The organism is Streptosporangium canum (genome assembly GCF_900113865.1).
GTDB classification, from domain to species: domain Bacteria; phylum Actinomycetota; class Actinomycetes; order Streptosporangiales; family Streptosporangiaceae; genus Streptosporangium; species Streptosporangium canum.
The window spans coordinates 270397-295242 of sequence record NZ_FOQY01000008.1 but is presented as its reverse complement, the minus strand read 5'-3'; the positions used below and the strand labels follow the sequence as shown (position 1 = coordinate 295242).

Below are 24846 nucleotides of genomic sequence, written 5' to 3'. Positions count from 1 at the left end.
CGGCTCTCTTCGGAGCGCCCCGATGTCGGCTGAGGTGTTGACAACCTCCCTTCTTCACCGATCCTCTTGATCACAGAACAGTGTTCCGCTATATGGAAAGCAGGTAAGTGGTGGTCATTCCCCGAGCCCTATGCTCGACCCCGTTCCGCCTCATCACCCGCCTGGCCGCGGCCATGGTCCTGACCCTGGCTCCGGCCGCGGCCTTCGGCGCCCCCGCCTCCGCCTCCGCCGCGACGGCTGATGCCACCGCGAGCACGGGCACCACGAGCATGGCCGTCTGGCGGCCGCCAGTGCAGAGCCGCTGGCAGTACCAGCTCGAAGGCAACCCGGCCTACGCCTCCACCGGAGGTATCAACGTCGGCATCTGCGTGACCCCGCAGACGGGCGGCGCCTGCGTCCGGCCGAGCGTGTTCGACATCGACCTCTACGTGGACGCCGCCGTCGCGGGCAACAACACGACCATCAACACGGCGGCCGTCAAGGCGATCCACGCGCGGGGCGCCAAGGCGATCTGCTACGTCGACGCCGGGTCGATCGAGGAGTTCCGCCCCGACTACCAGCAGTTCGTCGACTGGCACAAGAGCCACGGCAACTCCCTGCTGGGCAAGCCGTTCAGCGAGGAGTTTCCCAACGAGCGCTGGGCGAACATCAACAACGACAAGGGCCAGCGCGACTTCCTCCTGCGGATGATGGAGGCCAGGGTCGCCAAGTGCGCCGCCGCCGGGTTCGACGGCGTGGAGTTCGACGTCGTGCACGCCCACGAGGAGGGAAAATCCGTCACCGGCTGGAACATCAGCCCGGCCACCCAGCTCGTCTACAACCGGGCGCTGGCCGACATGGCGCACAAGAGCGGCCTGTCGGTGGCGCTCAAGAACGACCTGAGCCAGATCCCCGACCTGGTGTCGAGCTTCGACTACGCGGTCAACGAGGAGTGCATGGAGTGGAAGGAGTGCGACGCCCTCAAGCTCTTCGTCAAGGCGGGCAAGCCAGTGTTCCAGGTGGAGTACAAGACCTCGCCGTCGACCTTCTGCACCAAGGCGAACGCCGCCACGCTCAACTTCAACTCCATCAAGAAGGCCGCCGACTACTCCCTGAAGGACCTGCCGTACAAGCCCTGCCGCTGACCCCGCCGTCCTCTCGCCGCCCCCGCAACGCCGTGAAGAGGCCCGAAGAAACGCCATGAAGCCCCTCCTCACCGAGGCGGCTCGCCCCGCCCGCTTCCGGACACCCGGAGGCGGGCGGGGCCGGTTCTTCTCCGCCCCGCCCTGCCCGCCCCCGGCGCTGTGCCGCCGCCGCAGTGCCGGTACGGCCCGCGTCAGCGCCTGGACGTTCATGCCAGCCTCGGTACGAGCCTGAGCGCGTTGCCGGTGTAGACCCGGCTCAGCACGTCGTCGGGAAGGTCGAGCCCGGAGATGGTCCAGCGGCCCATCAGCGGCGGGTCGTCCAGGGAGTGGGCGAACGCCTCGTCGGCGGTCTCCATGAAGCGGAAGTGGATCCGGTAGACCTCCGGGTCGGGCGGGATCTCGTCGGTGCCGAACAGCACGCGGTCCGGGTGGCGGAGGATCAGCTCGCGGGTCGCGCGCGGCGCCCTGCCGAGCTCGGCGATGCGGGCGGCGATGTCGATGTGGAAGTTGGGGTGCTCGTCGAGCATCCGGCCGACCCAGCCCAGGTTCTCCGGCCAGCACCCGGCGTGCACGCCGATCACGGTGGTGGCGGGGTGGGCGGCGACCATCGCCTCCATGGCCTCCATCAGCCGCTCGAAGGGCGGGAAGCCCGGCCCGGAGAAGGCCCAGTCGGGGCGGGCGGCCAGCAGTTCGAGGCGTTCGTTACGCTCGTCGATCGGCTCGAAGAAGGCGACCGGATCGGCGGTGTGCAGGGCGATCGGGATGCCCAGCTCGGCGGCGGCCGCCCAGAGCGGGCCCAGCCGCGCGTCGTCGAGCATGACCAGCTCGCCGTGGTGGTCGCGCACGTGCAGGCCGACGTCCTTCCAGACCTTCAGCCCTACGGCGCCCTCGGCGACCGACGCGCGCAGCTGGGCGGCCAGCCGCTCGCCGAACCCGGGCTCGGCGGTCTGCGACCAGTCGACGTGGCAGAAGGTGGCGAACCTCCCGGGGTGGGCGGCGTCGTAGCGCTGGAGGTTCTCGGCCAGTTCCCTGCCCCAGCGTCCGTCGAGGTTGACCATGCCGCGCAGGTTGAGCTCGTCCATCGTGTCCAGCAGCGCCGGCACGTCCTTGACCATCCAGTCGCCGTCCTCGGTGAGCCAGCGGCCGAGGTGGATGTGGGCGTCCACGGCGGGCAGGCGGGCGCGGTCGACGTGGTGGACGGAGACCCGGAGCTGGGAGACCGGACGGTAGCGGGAGAGCGGGAGATCCGGGGTGCACATGATCAGCTCCTGACTCCTTCGGGCAGCAGGTCCCCGTGAGCGGCGATGAGCTCGTCGACGAGCTCGCGGATCCGGTGGACCGGCAGGCTGGCCGCGGTGTTCGGATCGAGCAGGGCGGCCTGGTAGACGTGGTCGCGGCGGCCTTCCAGGGCGGCCTTCACGGTCAGCTCGCTCACGTTGAGGGTGGCTCTGTTGAGCGCGGCGAGCTGGGTGGGCAGCTCGCCGATCCTGGTCGGCTGCACCCCCGCCCGGTCCACGTGACAGGGCACTTCGACACAGGCGTCGGCGGGGAGGTTGGCGATGAGCCCCGCGTTGCGGACGTTGCCGTGGATGAGACGGGGGGTGCCGGTCTCGATGGAGTGGATGGCCAGCGAGGCCAGCTCGTCGCCGCGCTCGATGGTCACGCCCTTGCCCTGGTCGAGGGAGTGCTTCTGCGACTCGTACTCGGCGAAGCCGTCGGCCAGCCAGTCCAGGTAGACGCCGACCGGGATGCGGTAGCGCTCGACCTGGTCGGCCCGCGAGAGGAACCAGGGCAGGTACTCCGAGCCGTGCTCGCTCGACTCCGTCGGAAAATAACCGAAATTTCGGTATATCTCCACGCGGACTCTGCGCCGCAGCTCGGGGCTGGCCTCGATGAGCTCGTCCAGCCGCCGGTACAGGTTCTCCCCGTCCCGTTCGAAGCGGAGCACGAACGCCTGGTGGTTGACCCCGGCGGTGACGAAGGAGATCTCCTTCTCCGGCACGCCGACCATCCTGGCCAGGGTCGCCTGGGTGTCGCGCGCGGCATGGCAGACGCCCACCACGTTGCGGAAGGGCGTGCCCGCGTAGACCGCCCACGGGATCATCGACATCGGGTTGGTGTAGTTGAACAGCACCGCGCCGGGCGCGAGTTCGGCCAGGTCGTTCCCTATGGAGACCATCACGGGGATGGTGCGCAGCGCCCGGAAGATCCCGCCGATGCCCAGGGTGTCGGCGATCGTCTGGCGGACGCCGTACCTGGCGGGGATCTCGAAGTCACGCTGTACGGCGGCCAGCCCGCCGACGGCGATCTCGTTGATGACGTAATCGGCGCCGTCGAGCGCGGCCCTGCGGTCGATGTGCGCCTCGATTCTGGCTCCGACGCCCAGCTCGGCGACCATCCAGGTGGCCATCGCCTCGGCCGTGGCCAGCCGCTCGGGGTCGATGTCGTGCAGGACGATCGTCGACTCGGCCAGCTCGGGGAAGGTCAGGATGTCGGAGAGCAGGTTCTTGGCGAAGGTGATGCTACCGGCGCCCACCAGGACGATCCGTGCCATGGGATACCTCGATTCAGGGGGTGAGCAGTGCTTTGACGGGGGTTGCCCGGCCGTTCATGAGCGTGGTGAAGATCTCGGCGCCCTCGGCGAGCGGAAAGGTGTCGACCCAGCTCAGGTCCCAGCCGCCGACCAGGTCCACCGCGGCGGCGAAGTCGTCGTCGCGGTAGGCGAAGGAGCCGAGCACCCGCTTCTCGCCACGTACGAGGTCGGCGGCGTCGAACCCGGCGGTGCTGTCGGCCAGGCCCAGCCAGACCGCGGCCCCGCCGGGGCGCAGCCGGGCGAGCGACTGTTCGTGGGTGGCGGCCGCGCCCACCGCGTCGAAGACCACGTCATACTCGCCGGTCAGCTGGGGCACGGCCGCGGCGGCGCCCAGACGGCCGGCGATCGCGCGGCGGCTGTCGGACCGGTCGGCGATCTCCACGCTCGCGGCCCCGCCCGACAGGGCGACCTGCAGGCAGGCCAGGCCGATGGCGCCGGCGCCGATGACGCCCACCCGTGCCCCCGCCGGAGCGCCGGCCAGCGCCCAGGCGTGGACGGCGTTGGCCGCCGGTTCGACGATGCCCGCCGCCGTCCAGCCGAGTCCCTCGGGCAGCGGGGTCAGCGCGCCGGCCGGCACCGCGACCCGTTCGGCGAACCCGCCCGGCGTGTGCACCCCGATGATCCGGCGCTGCCGGCACACGTTGCGCGTGCCCAGCGCGCACAGGTCGCAGTGACCGCAGGAGAGGATCGGGTTCACGATGACGGGGGCGCCGTCCTCCGTGCGGCCGGCGAACTCGTGCCCCATCACCAGCGGCGGCACCCGGAAGCCCGGCGTCTTGACGCCGTGCAGCTCGCTGCCGCAGATGCCGGAGGCGACCACGTGCACCAGCACGTCGCCGGGTCCGGGCTCGGGCTCCGGCACGTCCCACATCTCCACGACGCCGGGCCCGGTGAACACCAGCGCCCTCATCGGGGCCCGCCACTGGTCGGATGCGCGTGTCTCACGGAAACTCCTGTCTCGGGGGTCGGGCGTGATTCGGGGACGGCCGTGCGGGGATGCTCCGGCACCGTGGCCGTCACAGGCCCACGACGGGGTTGCGCAGGGTGCCGATGCCCTCGACGGTCACCTCGACGACGTCTCCCGGCCGGAGCGAGCGGCGCGGGTCCATGAACTCGCCGCAGCCCCAGGGGGTGCCGGTCAGCACCACGTCGCCGGGTTCGAGGGTGAAGGCGCGGGAGCAGTAGGACAGCAGCTCGGCGACGCCGAAGAGCATCTCCTTGGTGCTGGAGTCCTGCACGGTCTCGCCGTTGACGACCGTCCGCAGCCGGAGCGACTGCGGGTCACCCAGCTCGTCGGGCGTCACGACGACGGGGCCGAGCGGGCAGAAGGTGTCCAGGCTCTTGCCGCGCGTCCACTGGCCGTCGGCGAACTGCAGGTCGCGGGCGGAGACGTCGTTGGCCACGGTGTATCCCGCCACACCCGACAGCGCCTCGGCCGGGCTCGCGCGCCGGAGCGGCGCGCCGATGACGGCGGCCAGCTCGACCTCCCAGTCGACCCGCTCGGTCAGCTCGCCGTCGATGACGATCGGCTCGCCGGGGCCGATCACGCTGGAGGGGAACTTGGCGAACATCAGCGGGCGCTCCGGCTTGTCCATCCCGGCTTCACGGATGTGGTCCAGGTAGTTCAACCCGATCGCCACGATCTTGCCGGGCCGCAGCGGCGCGACGGGCGCCGCGCCCGCGAGCCGCTCGGACGCCGAGGCGGCCAGCCGCAGGGTCTGCTCGGCTCCCCCGGCCAGCACCGTCTCCAGCGGAGTGCCGGTGGGGACGCCCAGCGCGTACCAGATTCCCTCGCGTTCCACCGCTGCGGACCGGATCCCGTCGACGCGCACCGTACCGAGTCTCATGCACTCTCCTCATTCCGCATTGCAGAATGCAATTCTGAATAGGCGATAGAACACCATCGAGGAGAGCGGCTGTCAAGAGCCTTCGGAAATATCCCAGATGAGGGCGGTACTTCTGGGTCGCGGCTCAGGAAACGCGGTGGAACGCGCGGCGGGCCGGCCGGATCCGGCGTCGCTCTTCACCGCCCCCTTGCCTCCCGTGAGGTCGCCGGGTCCCGGCCGATGACGCCCACCGGAGATCACGCTCCGCACCATCAATTCCGGATAACAGAATGCTAGACCGCATTACGGAACTGGTGCTACTTTCGGTCAGAACTCGCCGTACAGCCGAGAGGGGCGGCCCCACCGATGTATCCCGAACTCGACACCCCGGCCCTGGTCATCGACCTCGACGTGGTCCGCGCCAACGTGGCCGAGATGGCGAAGGCGGCCGCCGCGCACGGCGTCGGACTCCGCCCTCACATCAAGACCCACAAGATCCCCGAGCTGGCCCGGATACAGCTGGAGGCCGGCGCGACCGGCATCACCTGCGCGAAGCTCGGAGAGGCCGAGGTCATGGCCGACGCCGGGATCGACGACATCCTGATTGCCTATCCGATCTGGGGCGAACCCAAACTGCGCCGCCTCGCCGCGCTCCGCGAGCGCGCCAGGGTGCGGGTCAGCCTCGACTCCCCCGAGGTCGCCGCCGGCCTCGGCCGGCTGGGCCGCCAGACGGGGGCGCCCGTCGAGGTGCTGGTGGAGGTCGACACCGGGATGCACCGGCTGGGCCGCCCGCCCGGTCGCCCCACCGCCGACCTGGTCGCCGAGATCGCCGCGATTCCCGGCGTCGAGGTCGTGGGCCTGCTTACCCTCGCGGGCCACGCCTACCACTCGCGCTCGCCGGAGGAGCTGGCCGAGACCGCCCGCCGCGAGGGCGCCGACCTGGTGGCCACCGCCGAGCTGTGCGCCCGCGAGGGGATCGAGATCCGCGAGATCAGCGTCGGCTCCACCCCCACCGCCCGGCACGTCGCCGGGGTCGCCGGAGTGACCGAGATCAGGCCCGGCACCTACATCTTCAACGACACGGCGATGATGCGGCTCGGCGTGGCCACCGAGGAGACCACGGGCGCCCGGGTGCTGACCACGGTGGTCGGACGCCCGTCGCCGGAGCGGGTGGTGCTCGACGCCGGCACCAAGTGCCTCACCTCCGACGGGACCGGCACCCCCGGCTGGATCAGGGCCGTCGGCCTGCCGTACCTGCACATGGAGTTCCTCAACGAGGAACACGGCGTGGCACACCTCGGACCGGGTCACGCCCGCGACGGCGAGCTGCCCATCGGCACGCGGATGCAGCTCATCCCGGGCCACGCCTGCCCTGTCGTCAACCTCTTCGACGTCGCCCACGGCGTCGAGGGCGGCCGGGTCGTCACCGAACTGCGCGTCGCCGCCCGCGGCGCCGTGCTCTGAAAAGGAGGCACACGATGCGAGGATTGACCGGGAAGCGGGTGCTGGTCAGCGGTGGCAGCAGCGGCATCGGCGCCGCCACGGCACGGAGGTTCCTCCAGGAGGGCTCCCGGCTGTTCATCGGCGGGCTGGACCAGGCCGAGGTCGACCGGACGGTGGCCGAGCTCGCCCCGCTGGGCGAGGTGAGCGGGCTGGCGGGCGACGTCGGCTCCGAGGCCGACGTCGCCCGGCTGGTCGACGGCGCAGTCGTGGCGCTGGGCGGCGTCGACGTGCTGATCAACAACGCGGGCACCGCCTGGCGCGAGCCGTTCCTGGAGATCACCCCCGGCCACTGGGACCGGATCATCGCGGTGAACCTGCGCGGCATGTTCCTGACCGCCCAGGCCGTGGCGAAGCACCTGGTGGCACGGGGCTCCAGCGGGGTGATCCTCAACATGTCGTCCACCAACGGGCTCGGCGGAGAGGCGGACTACGCCCACTACAACGCCTCCAAGGGCGGCGTGCTCCTTCTCACCAAGACCATGGCGGTGGAGCTCGGCAGGCACGGCATCCGCGTCAACGCGCTCTGCCCCGGCTACATCCGCACCCCGCTGAACTCGGCGATCTCGGCCGGGCTCGCCGACGACTTCGTCTCCGCCTACGAGCGCGACCACATCCCGCTCGGCCGGGCGGGCCTGGCCGAGGAGGTCGCCGCCGGATACGCCTTCCTGGCCTCCGACGACGCGGCGTTCATCCACGGCACCGAGCTGGTGATCGACGGCGGCCAGCTGGCGATCATGTGACACCGCACCGCCGTACGTCAGGGAGAGAACCCATGAAGACCGTCTCACGCGGAGAACCGATGGACGCCACCGTGCTGCGGGAGCTGCGCGCGATCGTCGGCGCAGATCATGTACGGCACGCGGACGGAGACGTCGCCGCCTACGCCAGGGACGCCACCCCGCTCTTCTCCGCCAGACCCGGCGCCGTCGTCCACCCCGGTTCCACCGAGGAGGTCTCGGCCGTGCTCAAGCTGGCCGGCGCGCGGTCCGTCCCGGTCGTCCCCCGCGGAGCCGGGTCCAACCTGTGCGCCGCCACCGTCCCCCTCAGCGGCGGCATCGTGCTGGTGCTGACCCGGCTCGACCGCATCCTGGAGATCAGCGCCGACGAGCTGCTCGCGGTCTGCCAGCCGGGCGTCACCACGGCCGAACTGTCCGGAGCCGTCGCCGCGCACGGCCTGTTGTACGCGCCCGACCCCGGCAGCAGGACCGTGGCCACGATCGGCGGCACCATCGCCACCTGCGCGGGGGGACTGCGCGGTCTCAAGTACGGCGTCACGCGCAACTACGTGCTCGGACTGCAAGCGGTGCTCGCGACCGGCGAGGTCGTCCGGACCGGCGGGCGGCTGTGGAAGGACGTCGCGGGCTACGACCTCACCCGCCTGCTCACCGGCTCCGAAGGCACCCTCGGCGTGATCACCGAGGCGACGGTCGCGCTCACTCCCGCCCCGGAGGCCAGCGGCACCGGCCTGGCGTACTTCGCCACCCTGGCCGACGCCGGGCGGGCCGTGGCACGGATCATCGGCTCCGGTCTCCTCCCGGCGACGCTGGAGTTCCTGGACGCCAGATGCATCGACGCGGTCGAGTCCTATGCCCGGCTCGGGCTCAGGACCGACGCGGGGGCGCTGCTGCTCTTCGGCGACGACGGCGACGCCTCACCGGTCGGCCGCCATCTCGCTCGCATGGCCGAGCTCTGCCTCGTCGAGGGCGCCCTCGACGCCACCGTCGCGGGCGCGGCGGCCGAGTCGGAGGCGCTGCTCGCCGCACGGCGGTGCGCGCTGCCGGCGCTGTCGCGGCTGGGCTCGGTCACCATTCTGGAGGACGCCAGCGTGCCGCGCCCGCGCATCGCCGAGATGGTCGACCGCATCGACGCCATCGCCGGCCGGCATGATCTCACGATCGCCACCTTCGGCCACGCGGGAGACGGCAACCTCCACCCCACCTGCATCGTGGACGCCGGCGACACCGACGCGACCGAGCGCGCGCACCACGCCTTCGGCGACATCTTCCGCACCGCGATGGAGCTCGGCGGCACCATCACCGGAGAGCACGGCGTCGGCGCCGCCAAACTGCCCTATCTCACCGAGCGGCTGGGCGCCGGGCAGATGGCGCTGCTCCGCCGGATCAAGGCCGCCTTCGACCCCGCAGGCATCCTCAACCCTGGAAAGCTGGGCTCGTGAACGGCTTCACCCCCGAACTGCTCGACCGCTGCATCTCCTGCGGCTTCTGCCTCCCCGCCTGCCCCACCTACGCGCTCACCAAGGACGAGACGTCCTCCCCGCGGGGCCGGATCACGCTGATGCGCGCCCTGGAGGAGGGCACCCTGCCGGGCAACGACCTGCGGCTCCAGGAGGAGTCGAGCTTCTGCCTCGGCTGCCGGGCCTGCGAGACCGTCTGCCCGGCGGGTGTCCAGTACGGCGCGCTGCTTGAGGAATGGCGGGACCGGCAGTGGCAGGGCACCCGCCGTCCCCTGATCGTCTGGCTGCTGATGTCCGCGGTGAACTCCCCCTGGCGGGTACGGCTGCTCGGCCTGTTCCGCCGCCATGCCCGCACCCGCCCCTCCCCCTCCGGCCCGCACCTGATGCTCGGCTGCTTCGAACGCGCCCTCTACCCGGAGGTGAGCCGGGCCGCCCGGCGACTCCACCCCGAGCTCGCGGCCCCGGCGGCGCAGGGATGCTGCGGAGCGCTGCACGCGCACAACGGCGACTCCGCCCGCGGCCGGCAGATGGCCGCCGAACTGGGCGAGCGGCTGCCCGGCACGATCGTCACCACTTCCGGCGGCTGCGCCGCCCACCTCGCCGACGTGCTCGGCCGAGACAGGGTCAAGGAGATCTCGGAGTATTCGACCGGCGAGGACCTCCCCGAGACCGGCGCGCGCATCGCCCTGCAGGACTCCTGCCACCTCCGCAACGGCCTCGGCGTCTGGCGCGAGCCCCGGGCGCTGCTGGAACGGATGGGTGAGTACGTCGAACTGCCCTCGGCGGGGAGCTGCTGCGGGGCGGCCGGCAGCTACGCCCTCGTCCGGCCCCGGGACAGCGCACGGATCCTCGATGCCAAGCTCGACGAGATCGAGGCGGCCGGGATCGACTACCTGGCGGTGGTCAACCCCGGCTGTCACCGCCAGCTCGAACAGGGCCTGCGCCGCAGGAAGTCCTCGGTGCGCGTGGTACATCTGGCGGAGCTCGCGGCCGGCGCCGTCAGGCCCGCGGACCGTTGAGTCGGGGTCAGGCGGGGCGCCGCCGCCCCCCTGCTCGTGGAAGCGGCGGCGGGACTCCCTCCTGGCCCCTGGGTCCAGGAGGAGTCCACGATCGCCGCCAGCGCGTCCGGCCGCCGGTCGACCGGCAGGTGGCCGACTGCTGATCGGTGAGCTCTCCTCGATGAACCATGTATCCAGCATCGGCGACCATGCCTGATGCGCCGGCCGAAGACTCACCGGACAGGCCCCGACCGGACCCCGTCGCGCCGCACGAGCCGTGGCGCGGACCGGGCGGGCGCGGCGTACCGTCTCCGCGCCCTCAGGCCTGGCGCCACTCCGCCACGGTGCCGGGGCCGTGCACTCGGAGGTCCGGCGCGGCCTCCAGGGCCTTCTCCTCGCCGCCGGGGGTGTAGGTGACGATGAGCCGCAGCGGGCGCCAGGTCGCGTTGAAGGTCGAGTGGTAGGCGCCGGCCGGGATGTGCACGGTGTCGCCCTCCCTGATCGGGAACGGCTCGCCGTCGTCGACCATCTGCACCGCCGCACCGGAGATCACGTAGATGATCTCCTCGGCGTTCGGATGGTTGTGCCGGGCGTGGCCGCGGCCCGGGTTCACGATCACCTCGCCCAGCGAGCTGCCCGCCCCCTCCACGCTGGAGGGGGTGACGAACCACTTGATGGACCCCCAGTCGAAGGCCATCGTGGGAACCGCGTCGGGACTGACGTGCATGACGTCTCCTCATTTCCTCGGGTTGTCAGAACTCCAGCGACTTGAAGGCCCTGACCTGCTCGGTGATGGCGCGCTCGGTCGGCAGCCGCTCGACCGACGACGCCCCGAAGAAGCCCACGACCCCCTCGGTGCGCGACAGCACGTAAGCCGCGTCCCCGGGTTCGGCGATCGGGCCGCCGTGGCAGAGCACGAAGACGTCGGGCCGGACGGCGACCGCGGCGTCGCGCATCGCCTGGACCCGCTCCACGGCCTCGTCCAGGGTCAGCGCGGTCCCCGCGCCGATGCTGCCCTTGGTGGTCAGCCCGACGTGCGGGACCAGGACGTCGGCGCCCGCCTCGGCCATCGCGCGCGCCTGCTCCTCATCGAAGACGTAGGGCGCGGTCAGCAGGTCGCGCTCGCGGGCCAGCCGGACCATCTCGACCTCGAGGTCGTAGCCCATGCCGGTCTCCTCCAGGTTCTGGCGGAAGACCCCGTCGTACAGCCCCACGGTCGGGAAGTTCTGCACGCCGGCGAAGCCCATGGCGGCGAGCTGGTCGAGGAACCTGGGCATCAGCCGGAACGGGTCGGTACCGCAGACCCCGGCCAGGACCGGGGTGTCCTCGACGACGGGGAGCACCTCCGCCGCCATCTCGACGACGATCTGGTTGGCGTCGCCGTACGGCAGCAGCCCCGCCAGCGAACCGCGGCCCGCCATCCGGTAGCGGCCGGAGTTGTAGATGATGATCATGTCGACGCCGCCGGCCTCGGCGCACTTCGCGGACAGGCCGGTGCCGGCGCCGGCGCCGATGACCGGGCGGCCCTCGGCGACGGTCCGGCCGAGCCTGGCAAGGATGTCCCGGCGGTTCAATTCGCCCCTCCCGAGGAGATCATCCGGTGCAGCCGGTCGGCCATGGCGCGGCCGAATCCGGGATCGTTGACGTGCAGGTCGAGCTCCTCGACCTCGACGTCCGTGCCGCGCAGGCCGTCCGACAGCGCCTCGAAACAGGCCTCGTCGGCCTTCGGGTCGTGGAAGGCCGCGCCGGGGGCGTCGAGGGCGGACACTCCGCCGCGCGGGACGAACAGCGCGGTCGGACCGAGCGCCCCGCGCAGCTTGGCGGCCACCCGGCGGCCGAGCTCGCCCATCTCCCCGGCCGTGGTCCGCATCAGCGTCACGGCCGGGTTGTGCACGTGGAACGTGCGTCCCTCGAAGCGTTCGGGCACGGTGTCCCGGGGGCCGAAGTTGACCATGTCCAGCGCGCCCGGGGCGACCACCTGGGGCACGCCGGCCGCGCCGGCCGCGGTCAGCCGCTCCGGACCGGCCGACAGCACGCCGCCGACCAGGTCGTCGGCCAGCTCGGTGGTGGTGAGGTCGAGGACTCCCGCGAGCAGCCCGCTGCCGGCGAGCCCCTCCAGCGCCCGGCCGCCGGATCCGGTCGCGTGGAAGACGAGCGTTTCGTAGCCGAGCTCCTCCAGGCGTTCCCTGGCCGCGTCCACCGCGGGCGTGGTCACGCCGAACATCGACGCGGCGACGAGCGGGCGGTCCTCGGCGCCGGCCGGGAGGGCGGCGCTCGCCATGCCCGCCACGGCGGCGGCCGCGTTGCCGAGGATGCGCCGGGAGAGCCGGTTGACGCCCGCGATGTCGACGACGCTGTACATCAGCGTCACGTCCTTGGCCCCCACGTAGGGGGAGACGTCACCGGAGGCCATGGTCGAGACGATGAGCTTGGGCAGGCCGATCGGCAGATCCCGTACGGCCCGCGCCGCGATCGAGGTTCCGCCGCTGCCGCCGACGGCGAGCACGGCGTCGAGCCGGCCCGCGCCGTGCAGCTCCGCGAGGATCGCGGCGGCGCCCTCACCCATCGCTGCGACGGCCGCGCCCCGGTCGCCCGCCGCGCGGAGCGCCTCGACCTCGGCTCCGGCGGCCCGGGCCACGCGGTCGTTGCCGACGTCGGCGTCCACCTGTGCCCGGCCCACCCCCGCGTCGACCAGGACGGCCTCGCATCCGAGGTCGCGCAGGCGGTCGCGGAGCCAGGCGTACTCCCGGCCCTTGGTATCCAGTGTCCCCACCAGGCAGATCGTCGGCATCTCGCGCCGTGCCCCCTCTGTTCGATGACCTTCCCCGCCGCGCCGGCGACCATCGGGAACCCGGGCGCACCGGACACGGTAGATGGTCATGGCCGGCGGGGGGCCCGCATCGGGCCCGGCATGGACATGCCCAGTCATCGGGGTGTCGCACCATCGGGCGCGGACCCGCCTTGGCCGGAGAGCCTCCGTACGGTCCGCCCACCGTCCCGCGGCGGGCCGGGCGTGGTGGGTCAGTCGTCCAGCAGGTTGCGCCGTGCGGCGGACAGGCCCGCCTGGAACCTGGTCCGGGCGCCCAGGTGTTCGCAGAGCCGCCGCACCCGCCGCTGAACCGTGCGCAGGCTGACACCGAGCTGCCGCGCGATCGCGTCGTCCTGCATCCCCGCCGCCAGCAGCGCGAGGACGTCGGCGTCGGGCTCGCCGGGCCAGGCGTCCGGCTCCCGCGAGGACGGCGACTCGGCTGCTTGGGGGGGACGCAGCGGGATGGCGGCCCGCCACAGCACCTCGAACAGCCCGACGAGGGCGTCGAGGAGGGCGGAGGGGTGGACGACGAGCGCGCTTTCGATGGCCCTGTCCTGGTCGGAGACCAGCGGCAGGATGGCGGTGGCGCCGTCGGCGATGGCCAGCTTCACCGGAACGTGGCCCAGGCGCGCCTGCTCGCCGTCGGCGATCGCCCGGCGGGTGTGTTCGAACAGGCCGGGGTGCTCGAACGCCCGGGGGCCGTAGATCGCCCGGGTGGCCGCCCGCCGCCGCGTCGCCCGCTGTTCTTCCTCCAGGTCGTGGGAGACGTCTATGGCGTACGGCGGATGCACGAGCACGAGCATCTCCTCGGTCGCGCCCCGCTCGATCTGGAGGAATCGCCGGGCCACCGCGGCCTGCCCGGTGATGACCTCCAGAAGCTCCTCCGGCTGCGGCCCGGTGCGCTCGGCGGTCTCGACGGCCAGCAGGGCGGCGGCCATCCTGCTGTGGGCGATCTCCTCCTGGCGCCGCGCCACCAGGGCGTCCACCGCGACCTGCGGCGGGGTCGCGATCAGCCGCAGGGGCCGGCCGACGAGGCGGGTGACCAGGCCGAGGTCCTCAAGCCGGGGAACCGTACGGCGGAGGGCCGCGGCGGAGACGGCGGCCTCGGCCGCGAGCTCCGCGAGGGAGGAGGGTCCGTTACGCAGCAGCGCCCGGTAGGCCGTCTCCTCGGTGGCGGTGATCCCGAGCCCCTCGAGAAGCCGCCGATCCACCACGTCGGCCGTCCCCGGGCGGGCGCGAGGGATGTCCCAGGCCGCCGGATCCCGGCGGGGTTGTCCGTCTTCTGAGTCGAGCACACGCCGAACGTAGACCACTGCCGCATGGCTCCGGGGCGGATTTACGACAAGTCGCGATCCAGCCAGTCGAAAATCATGGACAGCGGCACAGCGCGACCTTTAGGAATTCGGACCATCCACTTATATGAATTTCGGAGGTCCGTTCATGCGACGTTGGGTGGCGACGGCCGTCGCGTTGACGGCGGCGTGCGCCGTCGTACCGGGTGTCCCCGCCTCGGCGGGTCCCATCCGCGCTCCAGCGGGATCCGCGCCCGCGTCCCAGCTCACGGCCACCTCGGACACCTACGACGTCACGCTGGTCACCGGCGACCGCGTGCACGTCACCGAGCTGGGGAACGGCCGCAGGACCGCGACGATCACCGCCGCCCCGCGCGCCGACGGCTCCGTCCCCGCCTTCCAGACACTGGAGACCGGGGGCAGGCTGAGCGTGGTCCCGGACGACGTGGCGAGCCTCGTCCCGCGCCGCCTCGACCCGCAGCTGTTCGACGTGACGGCGCTCGCGGAGCAGGGCTACGCCGACCCGGCCAGCGGCACCCTCCCGCTCATCCTGACCTACACCGAGCCCGCCTCCCTGGCGGCGGCCCCCGCGGTCCCGGCGACGGAGCCCACGCGGCGGCTGGAGAGCATCGGCGGGGCCGGCGCCGCCATGGACAAGAAGCAGGCGGCACGGCTCGGCGCGGCGCTGGCCGAACTCGCCCGCTCCGGGGGCGGCTCCGGTGACAGACACCTGACCGGGCCGCTCGCCGGCGTCGAGAAGATCTGGCTCGACCGCCGGGTGGAGGCCGTGCTCGACCGCAGCGTCCCGCAGATCTCCGCACCCGCCGCCTGGGCCGCCGGATACGACGGATCCGGCACGACCGTGGCCGTGCTCGACACCGGGTTCGACTCCCGCCACCCCGACCTGGCCGGAAAGATCGCCGACGAGCGCGACTTCACCGGCGAGAACAGCGTCCGCGACACCCAGGGACACGGCACGCACGTGGCCTCCACCATCGCCGGCAGCGGCGCCGCCTCGGGCGGGCGGCTCAAGGGCGTCGCGCCGGGCGCCAAGCTGCTCAACGGCAGGGTGCTCAACGGCGACGGCGAGGGGGCCCTGTCGTGGATCATCGACGGCATGGAGTGGGCCGCCGCCGACAAGCACGCCGACATCGTGAACATGAGCCTCGGCAGCCCGGAGACCGGCGGCCCGCTCACCGAGGCCGTGGACAGTCTCACCGAACAGCACGGCACGCTCTTCGTGATCGCGGCGGGCAACCTGGGCTGTGACGGCTGCGTCGGAAGCCCCGGCGACGCCCCGGCCGCCCTGACCGTCGGAGCCGTCGACGCCCAGGACAGACTGGCGGAGTTCTCCAGCCGCGGTCCCGTCGGCCCCGACGGCGCCGTCAAGCCCGACGTCACCGCGCCGGGCGTGGGCATCGTCGCGGCGCGGGCGGAGGGGACCTCCCTCGGCGAGCCGGTCGACGCCTCCCATACCCGGCTGTCCGGCACGTCCATGGCCACTCCGCACGTGGCGGGGGCCGCCGCACTGCTGCGCCAGGCCCGGCCCGGCATCCGGGCCGGCGAGCTCAAGGCCCTGCTGATGGGGTCGGCCAGGCACCAGGAGGGCAACTCCGTCGACGAGCAGGGCAGCGGGCGCGTCGACGTCGCCGCCGCGCTCGCCGACCCGGTCGTGGCCTCCCTGGGGTCGGTGAACTTCGGAACGGTCGAGAGCCCCGCCACGGGGTCCGCCCCCGTGACCCGGCAGGTCTCCTACCGCAACCTCTCCGGCGCGCCGGTCTCGCTGACCCTGAAGAGCACCGGCGCCTTCACCGTCTCCCCGGCGACGCTCACCGTGCCGGCCGGGGGCAGCGCCGAGGCGCGGGTCTCCCTCGACGCCGCGAAGATCCCTGAGGAGCGCCTCCGGAAGGAGCTGGTCGCCACCACGGCCCAGGGCCGGAACGTGCGCACACTGCTCACCGCGGACGTGCGGGAGGCCCGCGTCGAGCTCCGCGTGAGCGGCATCGCCCGGGACGGCCGGCCGGCGCGCGGCGGCTTCACCGTGCTCAACCTGGATGACGGCACCCTCGCCGGACGCCTGCTGCCCGGCGACGCCGCCGCCCCCTGCACCGACGAGCGCTACGGCTCGGGCACCTGCCTGCGCGTGCGGCCGGGGAGCTACTCCGTGCTGGGCCACATCTTCACGGCGCCGTCATGGCAGGACAGCACCGAGAGCGGGCAGGTGCTGAACGAGAGCCTCGTCGGCGACCCCGAGATGACCATCACCAAGAACACCGAGGTCATGCTCGACGCCCGCAAGGCCGTCGAGGTGCGCGTCGAGACGCCCGACCACAGGACCAAGCGGAACACCGGAGCCGCCGAACACCTCCTGTGGTACCGGGCGCCGGCCGAGGGTGCGGGCGCCCTGCGCGGCGGCACCCTCATCAGGCCGGGCGCGCAGCTGGAGGAGCGGCTCTTCATCCAGCCGACCCGGCGCGTCACCAAGGGCGTGTTCTCGGTCGCCACCCGGTGGCGGCTGGACGCGCCGGCCATCACGATGCGGGCGCTCGGGATCACGCTGAACCCTGAGTACTACGACCCGATCTGGTTCAGCGACCTGTCCCCCGAGTTCCCCCGCCTGGACGGGCCGGCGCTCCTCCAGCTCGCCGACGCCGGCCAGGGCAGGCCCGAGGACCTCAAGGGCAAGGACCTGCGCGGGAAGCTGGCCCTCATCCGGCGCACCGACGGGATCCCGGTCTCGGCGCAGTCCAACGGCGCCGCGGCGGCCGGGGCCAGGATGGTGGCGATCTACAACGACCGCCCGGGCGTCGACAACGAGCCCGGCGGGTCGGGGGTGAAGCTCTCCGTCCCGACGGTCCGGCTGTCGCAGGAGGAGGGCCTCAAGCTGCTCTCCCGGCTGCGGCACCTGCCCGTCCCCGTCCTGGCCGAGGGCGTCGTCGCCAGCCCCTACCAGTACGAGCTGTTCCTGCGTGAGAAGGGCCGGGTCCCGGAGAAGCTGCACTACGTCGTCCGCGCCAAGTCACTGGCCAGGGAGGAGACCGACTTCTACAGCCAGCTCGCTGACGACGTGACGGTCAACGAGGCGCGGTGGGCCTTCGAGCCGTGGGACGCCACCTCCCTCACCACGAACCGGCCGGTGCACCGGACCCCGCGGACCCAGGTCACCTACGTCACCCCCGACCCCGAGGTCCGCTGGAACAGCGCGGCGGGCGCCCCCGAACTGGCCTACAACCACATGTGGGAGCACCCCCGGACGCCGCGGGTGGAGCTGTCCGACCCCGAGCTCCGCCCCTACCGGGAAGGGGAGAAATCCCACCGGACCTGGTTCAGGCAGCCGCTGGTGCCGGGCGTCAACCCGCACAGCCCGCTGCGCAGGCAGGGGGACACGCTGCGCGTCTCCATGCAGGGTTTCGTCGACGCGGGCGGCAACTTCGGCCCGGCCTACACCAGTGACTTCGAGCAGGGCCTGCGCACCGACTTCCGCCTCTACCAGGGCACGACGCTGATCGGCCAGATGACCGGCCTGCCCTCGGGACGGGCCACCCTGCCCCCGGAGAAGTCGGACTACCGGATCGAGTACGAGATCGAGAACCGCGCGACGTGGGCGAAGCTGTCCACCCGGACGAAGACGGCCTGGACGTTCACCTCCGAGCGCACCGCCGACGGGGCGACCGGGGTGATCCCCCTGCTGCTCGCCGGCTACGACGTCCCCGTCGACCTGAAGAACCGCGGCGCCCCGGCGTCGATCGGCCTGACGCTGCGCCACCAGCCGGGCGCTCCCACGAGCGCGATCAAGGACGTCTCGCTTGAGGTCTCCTACGACGACGGCGCGACCTGGCGGGCCGTACGGCGCCTGACCTCGTCGGGCGGCGGCTCCTACAAGGCGCTGCTGGAGCGGCCCGCACCGGGCGCCGGAGCCGTCTCGCTGCGGCTGCGCGCGTCGGACGCGCAGGGCGGCGGCATCACCCAGGAGGTGATCCGCGCCTACGCCCTGCCCGGCCGCTGACCTCCTCCGCGGGCGTCCCCTGACCCTGCGCGTCCTGCTCCGGGCAGGACGCGCAGGGTCAGGGTGTGCAGATCGGCCGGGATCAGGCCGGGGTCGGACCGGGGGCGGACCGGGTCAGGCCGCGGCCCGCGCCGACAGTGCGACCGTCGCCTGCCGGGTGACGCCGTTCACGGTGACCGCGACGACGACCTGTCCCGCGCGCAGCGCCGTGAGCGTCCCGGTGGCGGGATCGAGCACCGCGACGTGGCGCGCCTTCGCGCCGGCGCGGGTGCCGATGTGAAGGTTCGGTGAGCCCGACCAGTCCGCCGAGGCGGGGTAGGCGACGGGCACCGCGCGGTCGCCCTGCGCCAGGGTCGCCGAGACCTGGCCGGGCTTGCCGACCTCCACCGACGCGGGGACCGTGAGGGTCAGCGCGTCGACGTGCGGGCGGACCTGCGCGCCGATCCAGGCCGGCGCGTCGGCGAACCAGTTGCGCCGGACGTGGTCCGCCTCCCGCTCGGTCACCGGGTCGACCCCCCACAGGGACCAGCCGGTGAAGCCGCCGTCGTCGGCCGCCGTGGCCGGGTTCTTGCCGGAGTTGCCGTTGATGAAGTACGGCACGGCGTCGACCCGCGAGGCGTGGAAGGTCCCGACGTGGGCGCCGATGTAGGCGACCCCCTTGCCGGTGGTGCGCTGGAAGTCCGCGAGCCAGCCCTCGACCAGCGCGGCCTCCTTGCGGTCGCCGAGCTGGCTGCCCTTGCCGGGCGTCGGGTCGCGCGGCGGTACGTGGAACAGCACGGCGACCGAGCCGACCGACGGGTCCTTCTCCGCCGCGTCGAGACGCTCACGCAACATGGCCACCTGCTCGAACCCTCCGCCGCGCAGGTTCAGCCGCGAGGTGTCGAGGGTCACGAAACGGGTCCCCTTGTGGTCGAAGCCGCCGTAGGTGTCGCCGAAGACCGACGTGAAGTTGTCGATCCTGCCGCCCATGACCTCGTGGTTGCCGGGCACGTAGTGGACGGGCAGCTCGCCGCGGAGCTCTTCGTCCAGGATCCGCTTGGCGAGCGCGAAGTCCTCCGGCGACGCCTCGTCCACAAGGTCGCCGTTGATGAGCAGGAAGTCGGGCTTGGCGGCCCGGATCTCCCGCAGGGTGCGGCGGGCGTTGGCGACGATGTCGCTGTCGGGGGCGCGTGCCACGAACTGCGCGTCCGACATGACCGCGAACCGCCACGGCATCGCCGCGACCTCGGCCCCAGGACGGATGACCGGGTCGGCCGTCTTCGGGGCGGCCGGGGCGTCCACCGACGGCGGCACCTTCGCGACGAGCCCGTCGATCGTGATCTCACCGGTGTACTTCTGGTCGGTCCTGGTCTCGGCGACGTAGAAGCGCCGGAGCTTCAGCGGGTAGTTCACCCCGGGCGGCACCGCGAACTCGACGAACTTCCAGCCCGTCCAGGTGAGATACGGGCCGCGGAGGATCTGCGACTGCCCCTGGGCGTCGTAGAACTCCAGGCTCGGCCACTCCCCCTTGCCGCTGGAGTGGATCCAGAGGCCGAACGCCTGCGGCTGGCCCGCAACGGTGATCTGCTGGGGCGGGTTCGCGTAGGCGGCCCGCGTCGCCGTCGACTGGGCGAAGTCGTAGGCGAGCTTGAGCCCGCCGCTGCTCTGGCCCGGTGCCGCCGACAGCGAGCCCGTCGCACGCGCGGCCGCGAACGTCCACGACGCCGCGTCGTCGAAGCCGGCGACCGGGACGTCCTCGTACCCGACGGTCACCGGCACCGCCGTGCTCGAACCGCCGACCCGTACGGTCACCAGGCCCGAACCGGTCGCCTTCTTCGCCTTCACCGTGAAGAAGCCGTGCTCGGAGGCGGCGACGTCGAGCAGTTCCCTGTCGTAGTCGAGCCGCACGTCGGAGGGTTCGACGGGAGCGGAGTTGCCGTTGCGGTCGTAGCCGACCACGCCGAACGTGCCCGAGGCGTCCGTGCCCGCCAGGCCGACCCGGTCGGACGTCGCACCGAGACGCACGAGGGGCTGCAGGACGGTGAGGGCGATCTCGCCCTTCGCGCCGCCGCGGGAGGCGGTGACGGTCGTCTGGCCGGGCACGAGGGCGCGGAAGGTGCCGTCGCGGCCGACGAGCCCGTGCACCGCCCGGGAGGCCCGCCAGGACGGGGTGCCCGCCGCCGGGCCGTACGTCTCGTCGTAGCCGGCGGCCGTGAGCTTGCGGGTGAGACCCGGGAAGACGCGGTCGGGACGGCCGCCGCCGACCGGACCGGCTCCGGGGGCCCGCGCCGGGTCGGTGGCCGTCTCCACCCAGAAGCCCTTGAGCTTGCCGCTGCCCGCGGGCGCGTAGAGCGCGAGGCCGTTGGGGACGTGCCGCTCGCCGCCGTCGGAGGGACTGTTCTCCACCTGCACGTCGGCGGAGCCGGGCTCCCGGGCGAGCATCGTCGAGGAGCCGCCGCCGTCGAGGTTCAGCGCGTCGTGCGCGCCGAGCTCGGCCATCATCGCGCCGAGCTCGGTGAGCGTGACGCCCCTGCTGTCGGCCTGCCTGCCGTCGACCGTCAGCAGGTACATCTTCCGGCCGTCGGCGGAGAAGCCGACGGCGGTGCGCGGGTGGGCGGTGGTGTCGGCGGAGGTCTGCGCGACGCCGTCCTTGACGAGGATCTGGCTGCCGCCGACGGCCGCCCTGACCGCGCCGCCCTCGGAGGGCTTGGGCTGGTATCTCACCTCGACGCGGTCGCCCGGCTTCAGCGCGGCGAGCGCGCTCGCTCCGGCGTCCCTGCCGAGCAGGATCGCGGTGCCCGACGGGATCGGGCCGCTGCCCGCGGAGGTGCGCACCTCGGTGACGACGCCGCCCTCCAGCACGACCTCGGTGACCGCGGCCGCGCCCTCGACCGCGCGCCCGCGGCCGTAGGAACCCCACAGGGGGGTGAACAGGCCGACGCCGTTGCCCTGGATGAGCTGGTTGAACTGGGTCAGCGTGATCGGGGTGCCGCCGGCGGGCGTCGCGGTGCCGTCGAAGTGCATCTGCAGCACGCGTCCGACCCCGTCGGCGGTGACCGCGACGGCGTTGTTGTGTCCCGCGATCGGGGTCTGGACGAGGTCTCCGCTGTGGATGCCGATGCCCTGCGCCGCGCCGGAGCTGTTGATGTCGAAGAAGTCGCCGTTGACGGCGGCGACGGCCCGGGACCGCTTCGCCGGCCCGGACAGCGGCTCGGTCTTCGACACCTCGCCCGAGTACACGTAGTCGACGCTCGCGCCGGCCGTGAGGTCCGCGGCGATCGCGTCGGCGCGGAGCCAGCCCGCGGTGTCGTAGCGGTCGAAGGAGGTGAGGGTGATCCCCGGCGCGACGGGCCGGGTCTTCTTGGCCGTGTCCAGCTGCCGCGTGCCGGGGGCGACGAGCAGCGTGGAGGGGGCCTGGTAGGACGACGCCTGGGGCGCGTCCTCTACGAGGGTCTGCTCCGGTCGCGTCGGTGAGGGTGACGGCGACGGATCGGCCTGGGCGGGTCCTGCCGCGCTGAACGCGAGTAACGGGGCGAGCAGGGCCGCGGCCATTATGCGGGGGTGGTGACTTGGGGACACGAGCGAACTCAATCGCGCAATGGTTACAAGTTTCAAGACTTCGAGGTGTCCTAAAAGAAAATTTCAGCCTCTCGGCCCGCCGGCGCGGAACCGCCCGGGACGCCGGGAGAACCACTCGCGCACCACCCTCCGGAGACGCCGACCTGGCCGGACGCCGGGATCGGGGCAGTCCGGGCGACGGGCGGCCGTTCACCGAGGCGTCACCGGGACCTCCGGCGGGGGCGGCAGGGCTCCGGCAAGGAACACCTGATCGCCGTCCGGGCGCTGCCCGACGGCCAACGGCCGGGCGCCGGTGGTCCAGCCGGCCGCGAGACCGGCCCCCGGCCGGAGAGGCCGCCGCCGTACTGAACAGGCATTGTTCATAAATCCTACAATTGACCGCCAAACTGTGAATTTCACATTATTGACCTAAATATTGACGACTCCGCCTGGAAGGCGTCAAATGCCTCTCAGTCCCACTATTACCCGCGAGCCTCTCCGCCCGGCCGTTCACCATCGCCAGCGCGCGGCATGTGTGAACGCGTCGACGAGGTTCGCATCCAGGCAATTCGACGGACCACGGCTACCTCCCAAAAGAACTCGTGGCCGTCGCTCAGCAGAAGGAGTACTGCGTGAAACGCTCTGTCGCGTTTGCGCTAGTGGCCACGGCGACAAGCATGGTCGTGGCACTGTCCACCGCATCGGCGGGAGCCGCAGGACTGACCGTCCTCGCCCCGTCGACCGCCCCTCCCGACTCCCCCTCCCAGTCGGCCGACCGCCTGGTCGAAGCCGAGCCCGCGTTCCTGCAGGCCTCGGTCAAGGACCAGTTCCAGCGCCGCAACGCGATCTCGGGCAAGGGGGGACTCAACTACGTCTCCTACACCCGTACCTACGCCGGCCTGCCCGTCTACGGCGGCGACTTCGTCGTCGTCACCAACTCCACCGGCGGCGTGCTGAGCACGTCGGTCGCCCAGACCGAGACGCTGACCGTCGGGACCACCCCGAAGGTGGAGGCGCAGAAGGCCGCGGAGATCGCCAAGGCCGAGATCACCGACGCCGCCGAGGTCTCCACGCCCAAGCTGTCGGTGATGGCCCAGGGCTCCGGGCGGCTCGCCTACGAGGTGGTCGTCAGCGGCACGAACAACGGCCGCGAGAGCAAGATGCACGTCTTCGTCGACGCGCTGACCGGCGCGGTCGTCGAGAAGTCGGACGAGGTCATGGCCGGTCAGGGGACGGGCTACTACAACGGCCCGGTCACCATCGGCACCACGTCCGGCACGACGTCCTCCATGACCGACCCGGTCCGCACGGGCGTCCGCTGCGGCGGCCAGAACGGCAGCGCCTACACCGGCCCCGACGACACCTGGGGCAACGGCTCGGGCACCGACCTGGAGACCGCCTGCGTGGACGCGCTCCACGCCGCGGGCAAGGAATGGGACATGCTGAGCGCCTGGCTCGGCCGCAGCGGGTTCAACGGCACCGGCGGCGGCTTCCCCGCCAGGGTCGGCCTGTCCGACGTCAACGCCTACTGGAACGGCAGCTACACCAACTTCGGCCGCTCGCAGGACAGCCAGCGCCAGGCGACCCCGATCGACGTGGTGGCCCACGAGTACGGCCACGCCATCTTCCAGACCACGCCCGGCGGCTCGACCGGCAGCAACGAGAAGGGCGGGCTCAACGAGTCCACCGGTGACATCTTCGGCGCGCTGACCGAGTACTACGCCAACGAGCCGGCCCAGTACGACCCGCCGGACTTCAGCGTGGGCGAGGAGGTCAACCTGGTCGGCAGCGGGCCGATCCGCTACATGCACAAGCCGTCGCAGATCTCCGGCCACCCCGACTGCTACTCCGCCTCGGTGCCGAACCTGGAGGTGCACGCGGGAGCGGGCGTCCAGAACCACTGGTTCTACCTGCTCGCCCAGGGCACGAACCCGACCGACGGCCAGCCGGTCAGCCCGACCTGCAACGGCTCCACCCTCACCGGCCTCGGCATCCAGAAGGCCGGCCAGATCTTCATGGGCGCGCTGCTGCGCAAGACCTCGACCTGGACCCACTCGCTCGTCCGCAAGGCCTCGCTGGAGGCGGCGATCCAGCTGTTCCCCGGCTCCTGCACCGAGTTCAACGCGACCAAGGCGGCCTGGACCGCGGTCAGCGTCCCCGCGGCGGCGAACGAGCCCACCGGGTGCTCGACGGGCCCCGACTTCTCCCTGACGCTCAACCCGACGTCGGCGAGCGTGCAGCCCGGCCAGCAGGCGACCACGACGGTCAGCACGCAGACGACCTCGGGCACCGCGCAGAGCGTGACGTTCTCGGCGTCCGGCCTGCCCTCGGGCGCGACCGCCGCCTTCACCCCGCCGTCGGTGACCTCCGGCGCCTCCTCCACCCTGGCGATCACGGTCCCGGCGGGCACCGCGTCCGGCACCTACAACGTGATCGTCACAGGTGACGGGACCAGCGTCGACAGGACGGCCACCTTCACCCTGAGCGTCGGCGGCAGCGGTACGTGCGCCGGCAGGCAGCACACCTACACCGGCACCCTCTCCTCGGGAGCCAGCGTCTACCAGCCGAGCACGGCCGGCTTCCAGACCACCACGTCGGGAACGCACTCGGCCTGCCTGGACGGCCCGAACGGCACCGACTTCGACCTGTACCTGCAAAAGCGCAACAGCTTGGGCACCTGGTCGACCGTGGCCAGCGGCACCTCGGCCAACCCGGATGAGTCCTTCACCTACAACGGCACCGCCGGCTTCTACCGCTACCGCGTCTACGCCTACAGCGGCAGCGGCTCCTACACCCTGGGCTACAACGCCCCGTAACGCGAAATAACCACCGCTCCACAGGCCCCGGCTCCGCACCTGGAGCCGGGGCCGCCCCATGCCCCGGAGACCGGGCCGTTTCACGCGGCCGTGAAGCGCACACCGTGTTCGCGCGGCCGAAGCCACGGCCGGGCGGCCGCCCCCGGGA

16 protein-coding genes are annotated in these 24846 nt (G+C 72.3%); 7 read left to right on the top strand and 9 right to left on the bottom strand.

The annotated features are described in order from the left end of the window. Positions 1-173 precede the first annotated feature (173 nt). Positions 174-1124, top strand: coding sequence for an endo alpha-1,4 polygalactosaminidase (locus tag BM085_RS15150; protein ID WP_143120925.1), 951 nt, complete (start codon positions 174-176; stop codon positions 1122-1124). Between the two features lie 206 nt (positions 1125-1330). Here BM085_RS15150 and BM085_RS15145 read toward each other — a convergent pair whose 3' ends face one another. From BM085_RS15145 to BM085_RS15130, 4 genes are all read right to left on the bottom strand, one after another. Beyond that, positions 1331-2383, bottom strand: a complete 1053-nt coding sequence (locus BM085_RS15145) for an amidohydrolase family protein (RefSeq protein WP_093887618.1) — start codon at positions 2381-2383, stop codon at positions 1331-1333. Positions 2384-2385: 2 nt separating this feature from the next. Beyond that, a complete protein-coding gene (gene melA / locus BM085_RS15140) occupies positions 2386-3678 on the bottom strand; it encodes an alpha-glucosidase/alpha-galactosidase (protein WP_093887617.1) in 1293 nt (430 codons plus the stop codon). A gap of 13 nt (positions 3679-3691) precedes the next feature. Beyond that, positions 3692-4627, bottom strand: coding sequence for a zinc-binding dehydrogenase (locus BM085_RS15135; protein ID WP_093887616.1), 936 nt, complete (start codon positions 4625-4627; stop codon positions 3692-3694). Positions 4628-4733: 106 nt separating this feature from the next. Continuing rightward, a complete protein-coding gene (locus tag BM085_RS15130; protein WP_093887615.1) occupies positions 4734-5564 on the bottom strand; it encodes a fumarylacetoacetate hydrolase family protein in 831 nt (276 codons plus the stop codon). A gap of 345 nt (positions 5565-5909) precedes the next feature. Between BM085_RS15130 and BM085_RS15125 the strand changes: the two genes are divergently transcribed. Genes BM085_RS15125 through BM085_RS15110 form a run of 4 tightly spaced genes read left to right on the top strand, consistent with a single transcriptional unit; the run spans position 5910 to position 10259 of the window. After that, positions 5910-7007, top strand: a complete 1098-nt coding sequence (locus tag BM085_RS15125) for an alanine racemase (RefSeq protein ID WP_093887614.1) — start codon at positions 5910-5912, stop codon at positions 7005-7007. 14 nt (positions 7008-7021) lie between these two features. Next, complete coding sequence (locus BM085_RS15120; protein WP_093887613.1) at positions 7022-7786, top strand: SDR family NAD(P)-dependent oxidoreductase; 765 nt, start codon at positions 7022-7024, stop codon at positions 7784-7786. 32 nt (positions 7787-7818) lie between these two features. Then, entirely contained in the window at positions 7819-9222 is a 1404-nt protein-coding gene (locus tag BM085_RS15115; RefSeq protein ID WP_218158719.1) for an FAD-binding oxidoreductase, read from the top strand. After that, on the top strand, positions 9219-10259 hold the full coding sequence (locus tag BM085_RS15110) for a (Fe-S)-binding protein (RefSeq protein ID WP_093887612.1): 1041 nt from the start codon (positions 9219-9221) through the stop codon (positions 10257-10259). Before BM085_RS15115 ends, BM085_RS15110 begins: the two co-directional genes overlap by 4 nt. Before the next feature lie 298 nt (positions 10260-10557). Here BM085_RS15110 and BM085_RS15105 read toward each other — a convergent pair whose 3' ends face one another. The 4 genes from BM085_RS15105 to BM085_RS15090 all read right to left on the bottom strand — a co-directional run bounded on the left by BM085_RS15105 (position 10558) and on the right by BM085_RS15090 (position 14342). Continuing rightward, on the bottom strand, positions 10558-10965 hold the full coding sequence (locus BM085_RS15105; RefSeq protein ID WP_093887611.1) for a cupin domain-containing protein: 408 nt from the start codon (positions 10963-10965) through the stop codon (positions 10558-10560). 25 nt (positions 10966-10990) lie between these two features. After that, a complete protein-coding gene (locus BM085_RS15100) occupies positions 10991-11812 on the bottom strand; it encodes a phosphoenolpyruvate hydrolase family protein (protein WP_093887610.1) in 822 nt (273 codons plus the stop codon). Beyond that, entirely contained in the window at positions 11809-13029 is a 1221-nt protein-coding gene (locus BM085_RS15095) for a Tm-1-like ATP-binding domain-containing protein (RefSeq protein WP_093887609.1), read from the bottom strand. The genes BM085_RS15100 and BM085_RS15095 overlap by 4 nt, the downstream gene beginning before the upstream one ends. 230 nt (positions 13030-13259) lie before the next feature. Then, the gene (locus BM085_RS15090; protein WP_245789326.1) at positions 13260-14342 is read right to left on the bottom strand and encodes a helix-turn-helix domain-containing protein; all 1083 of its coding nucleotides are present in this window, start codon (positions 14340-14342) and stop codon (positions 13260-13262) included. 145 nt (positions 14343-14487) lie between these two features. Between BM085_RS15090 and BM085_RS15085 the strand changes: the two genes are divergently transcribed. Next, positions 14488-18345 carry a S8 family peptidase gene (locus BM085_RS15085; protein ID WP_093887644.1) on the top strand — a complete coding sequence of 1286 codons (3858 nt, stop codon included), beginning with the start codon at positions 14488-14490 and terminating at the stop codon, positions 18343-18345. Between the two features lie 114 nt (positions 18346-18459). Here BM085_RS15085 and BM085_RS15080 read toward each other — a convergent pair whose 3' ends face one another. Then, positions 18460-21915: a phosphodiester glycosidase family protein gene (locus BM085_RS15080; RefSeq protein WP_245789325.1), complete on the bottom strand. Its 3456-nt coding sequence runs from the start codon at positions 21913-21915 to the stop codon at positions 18460-18462. 599 nt (positions 21916-22514) lie between these two features. On the opposite strand from BM085_RS15080, the gene BM085_RS15075 reads away from it, so the two are divergent. Further along, positions 22515-24698 carry a M4 family metallopeptidase gene (locus BM085_RS15075; protein ID WP_093887606.1) on the top strand — a complete coding sequence of 728 codons (2184 nt, stop codon included), beginning with the start codon at positions 22515-22517 and terminating at the stop codon, positions 24696-24698. Positions 24699-24846: the final 148 nt, after the last annotated feature.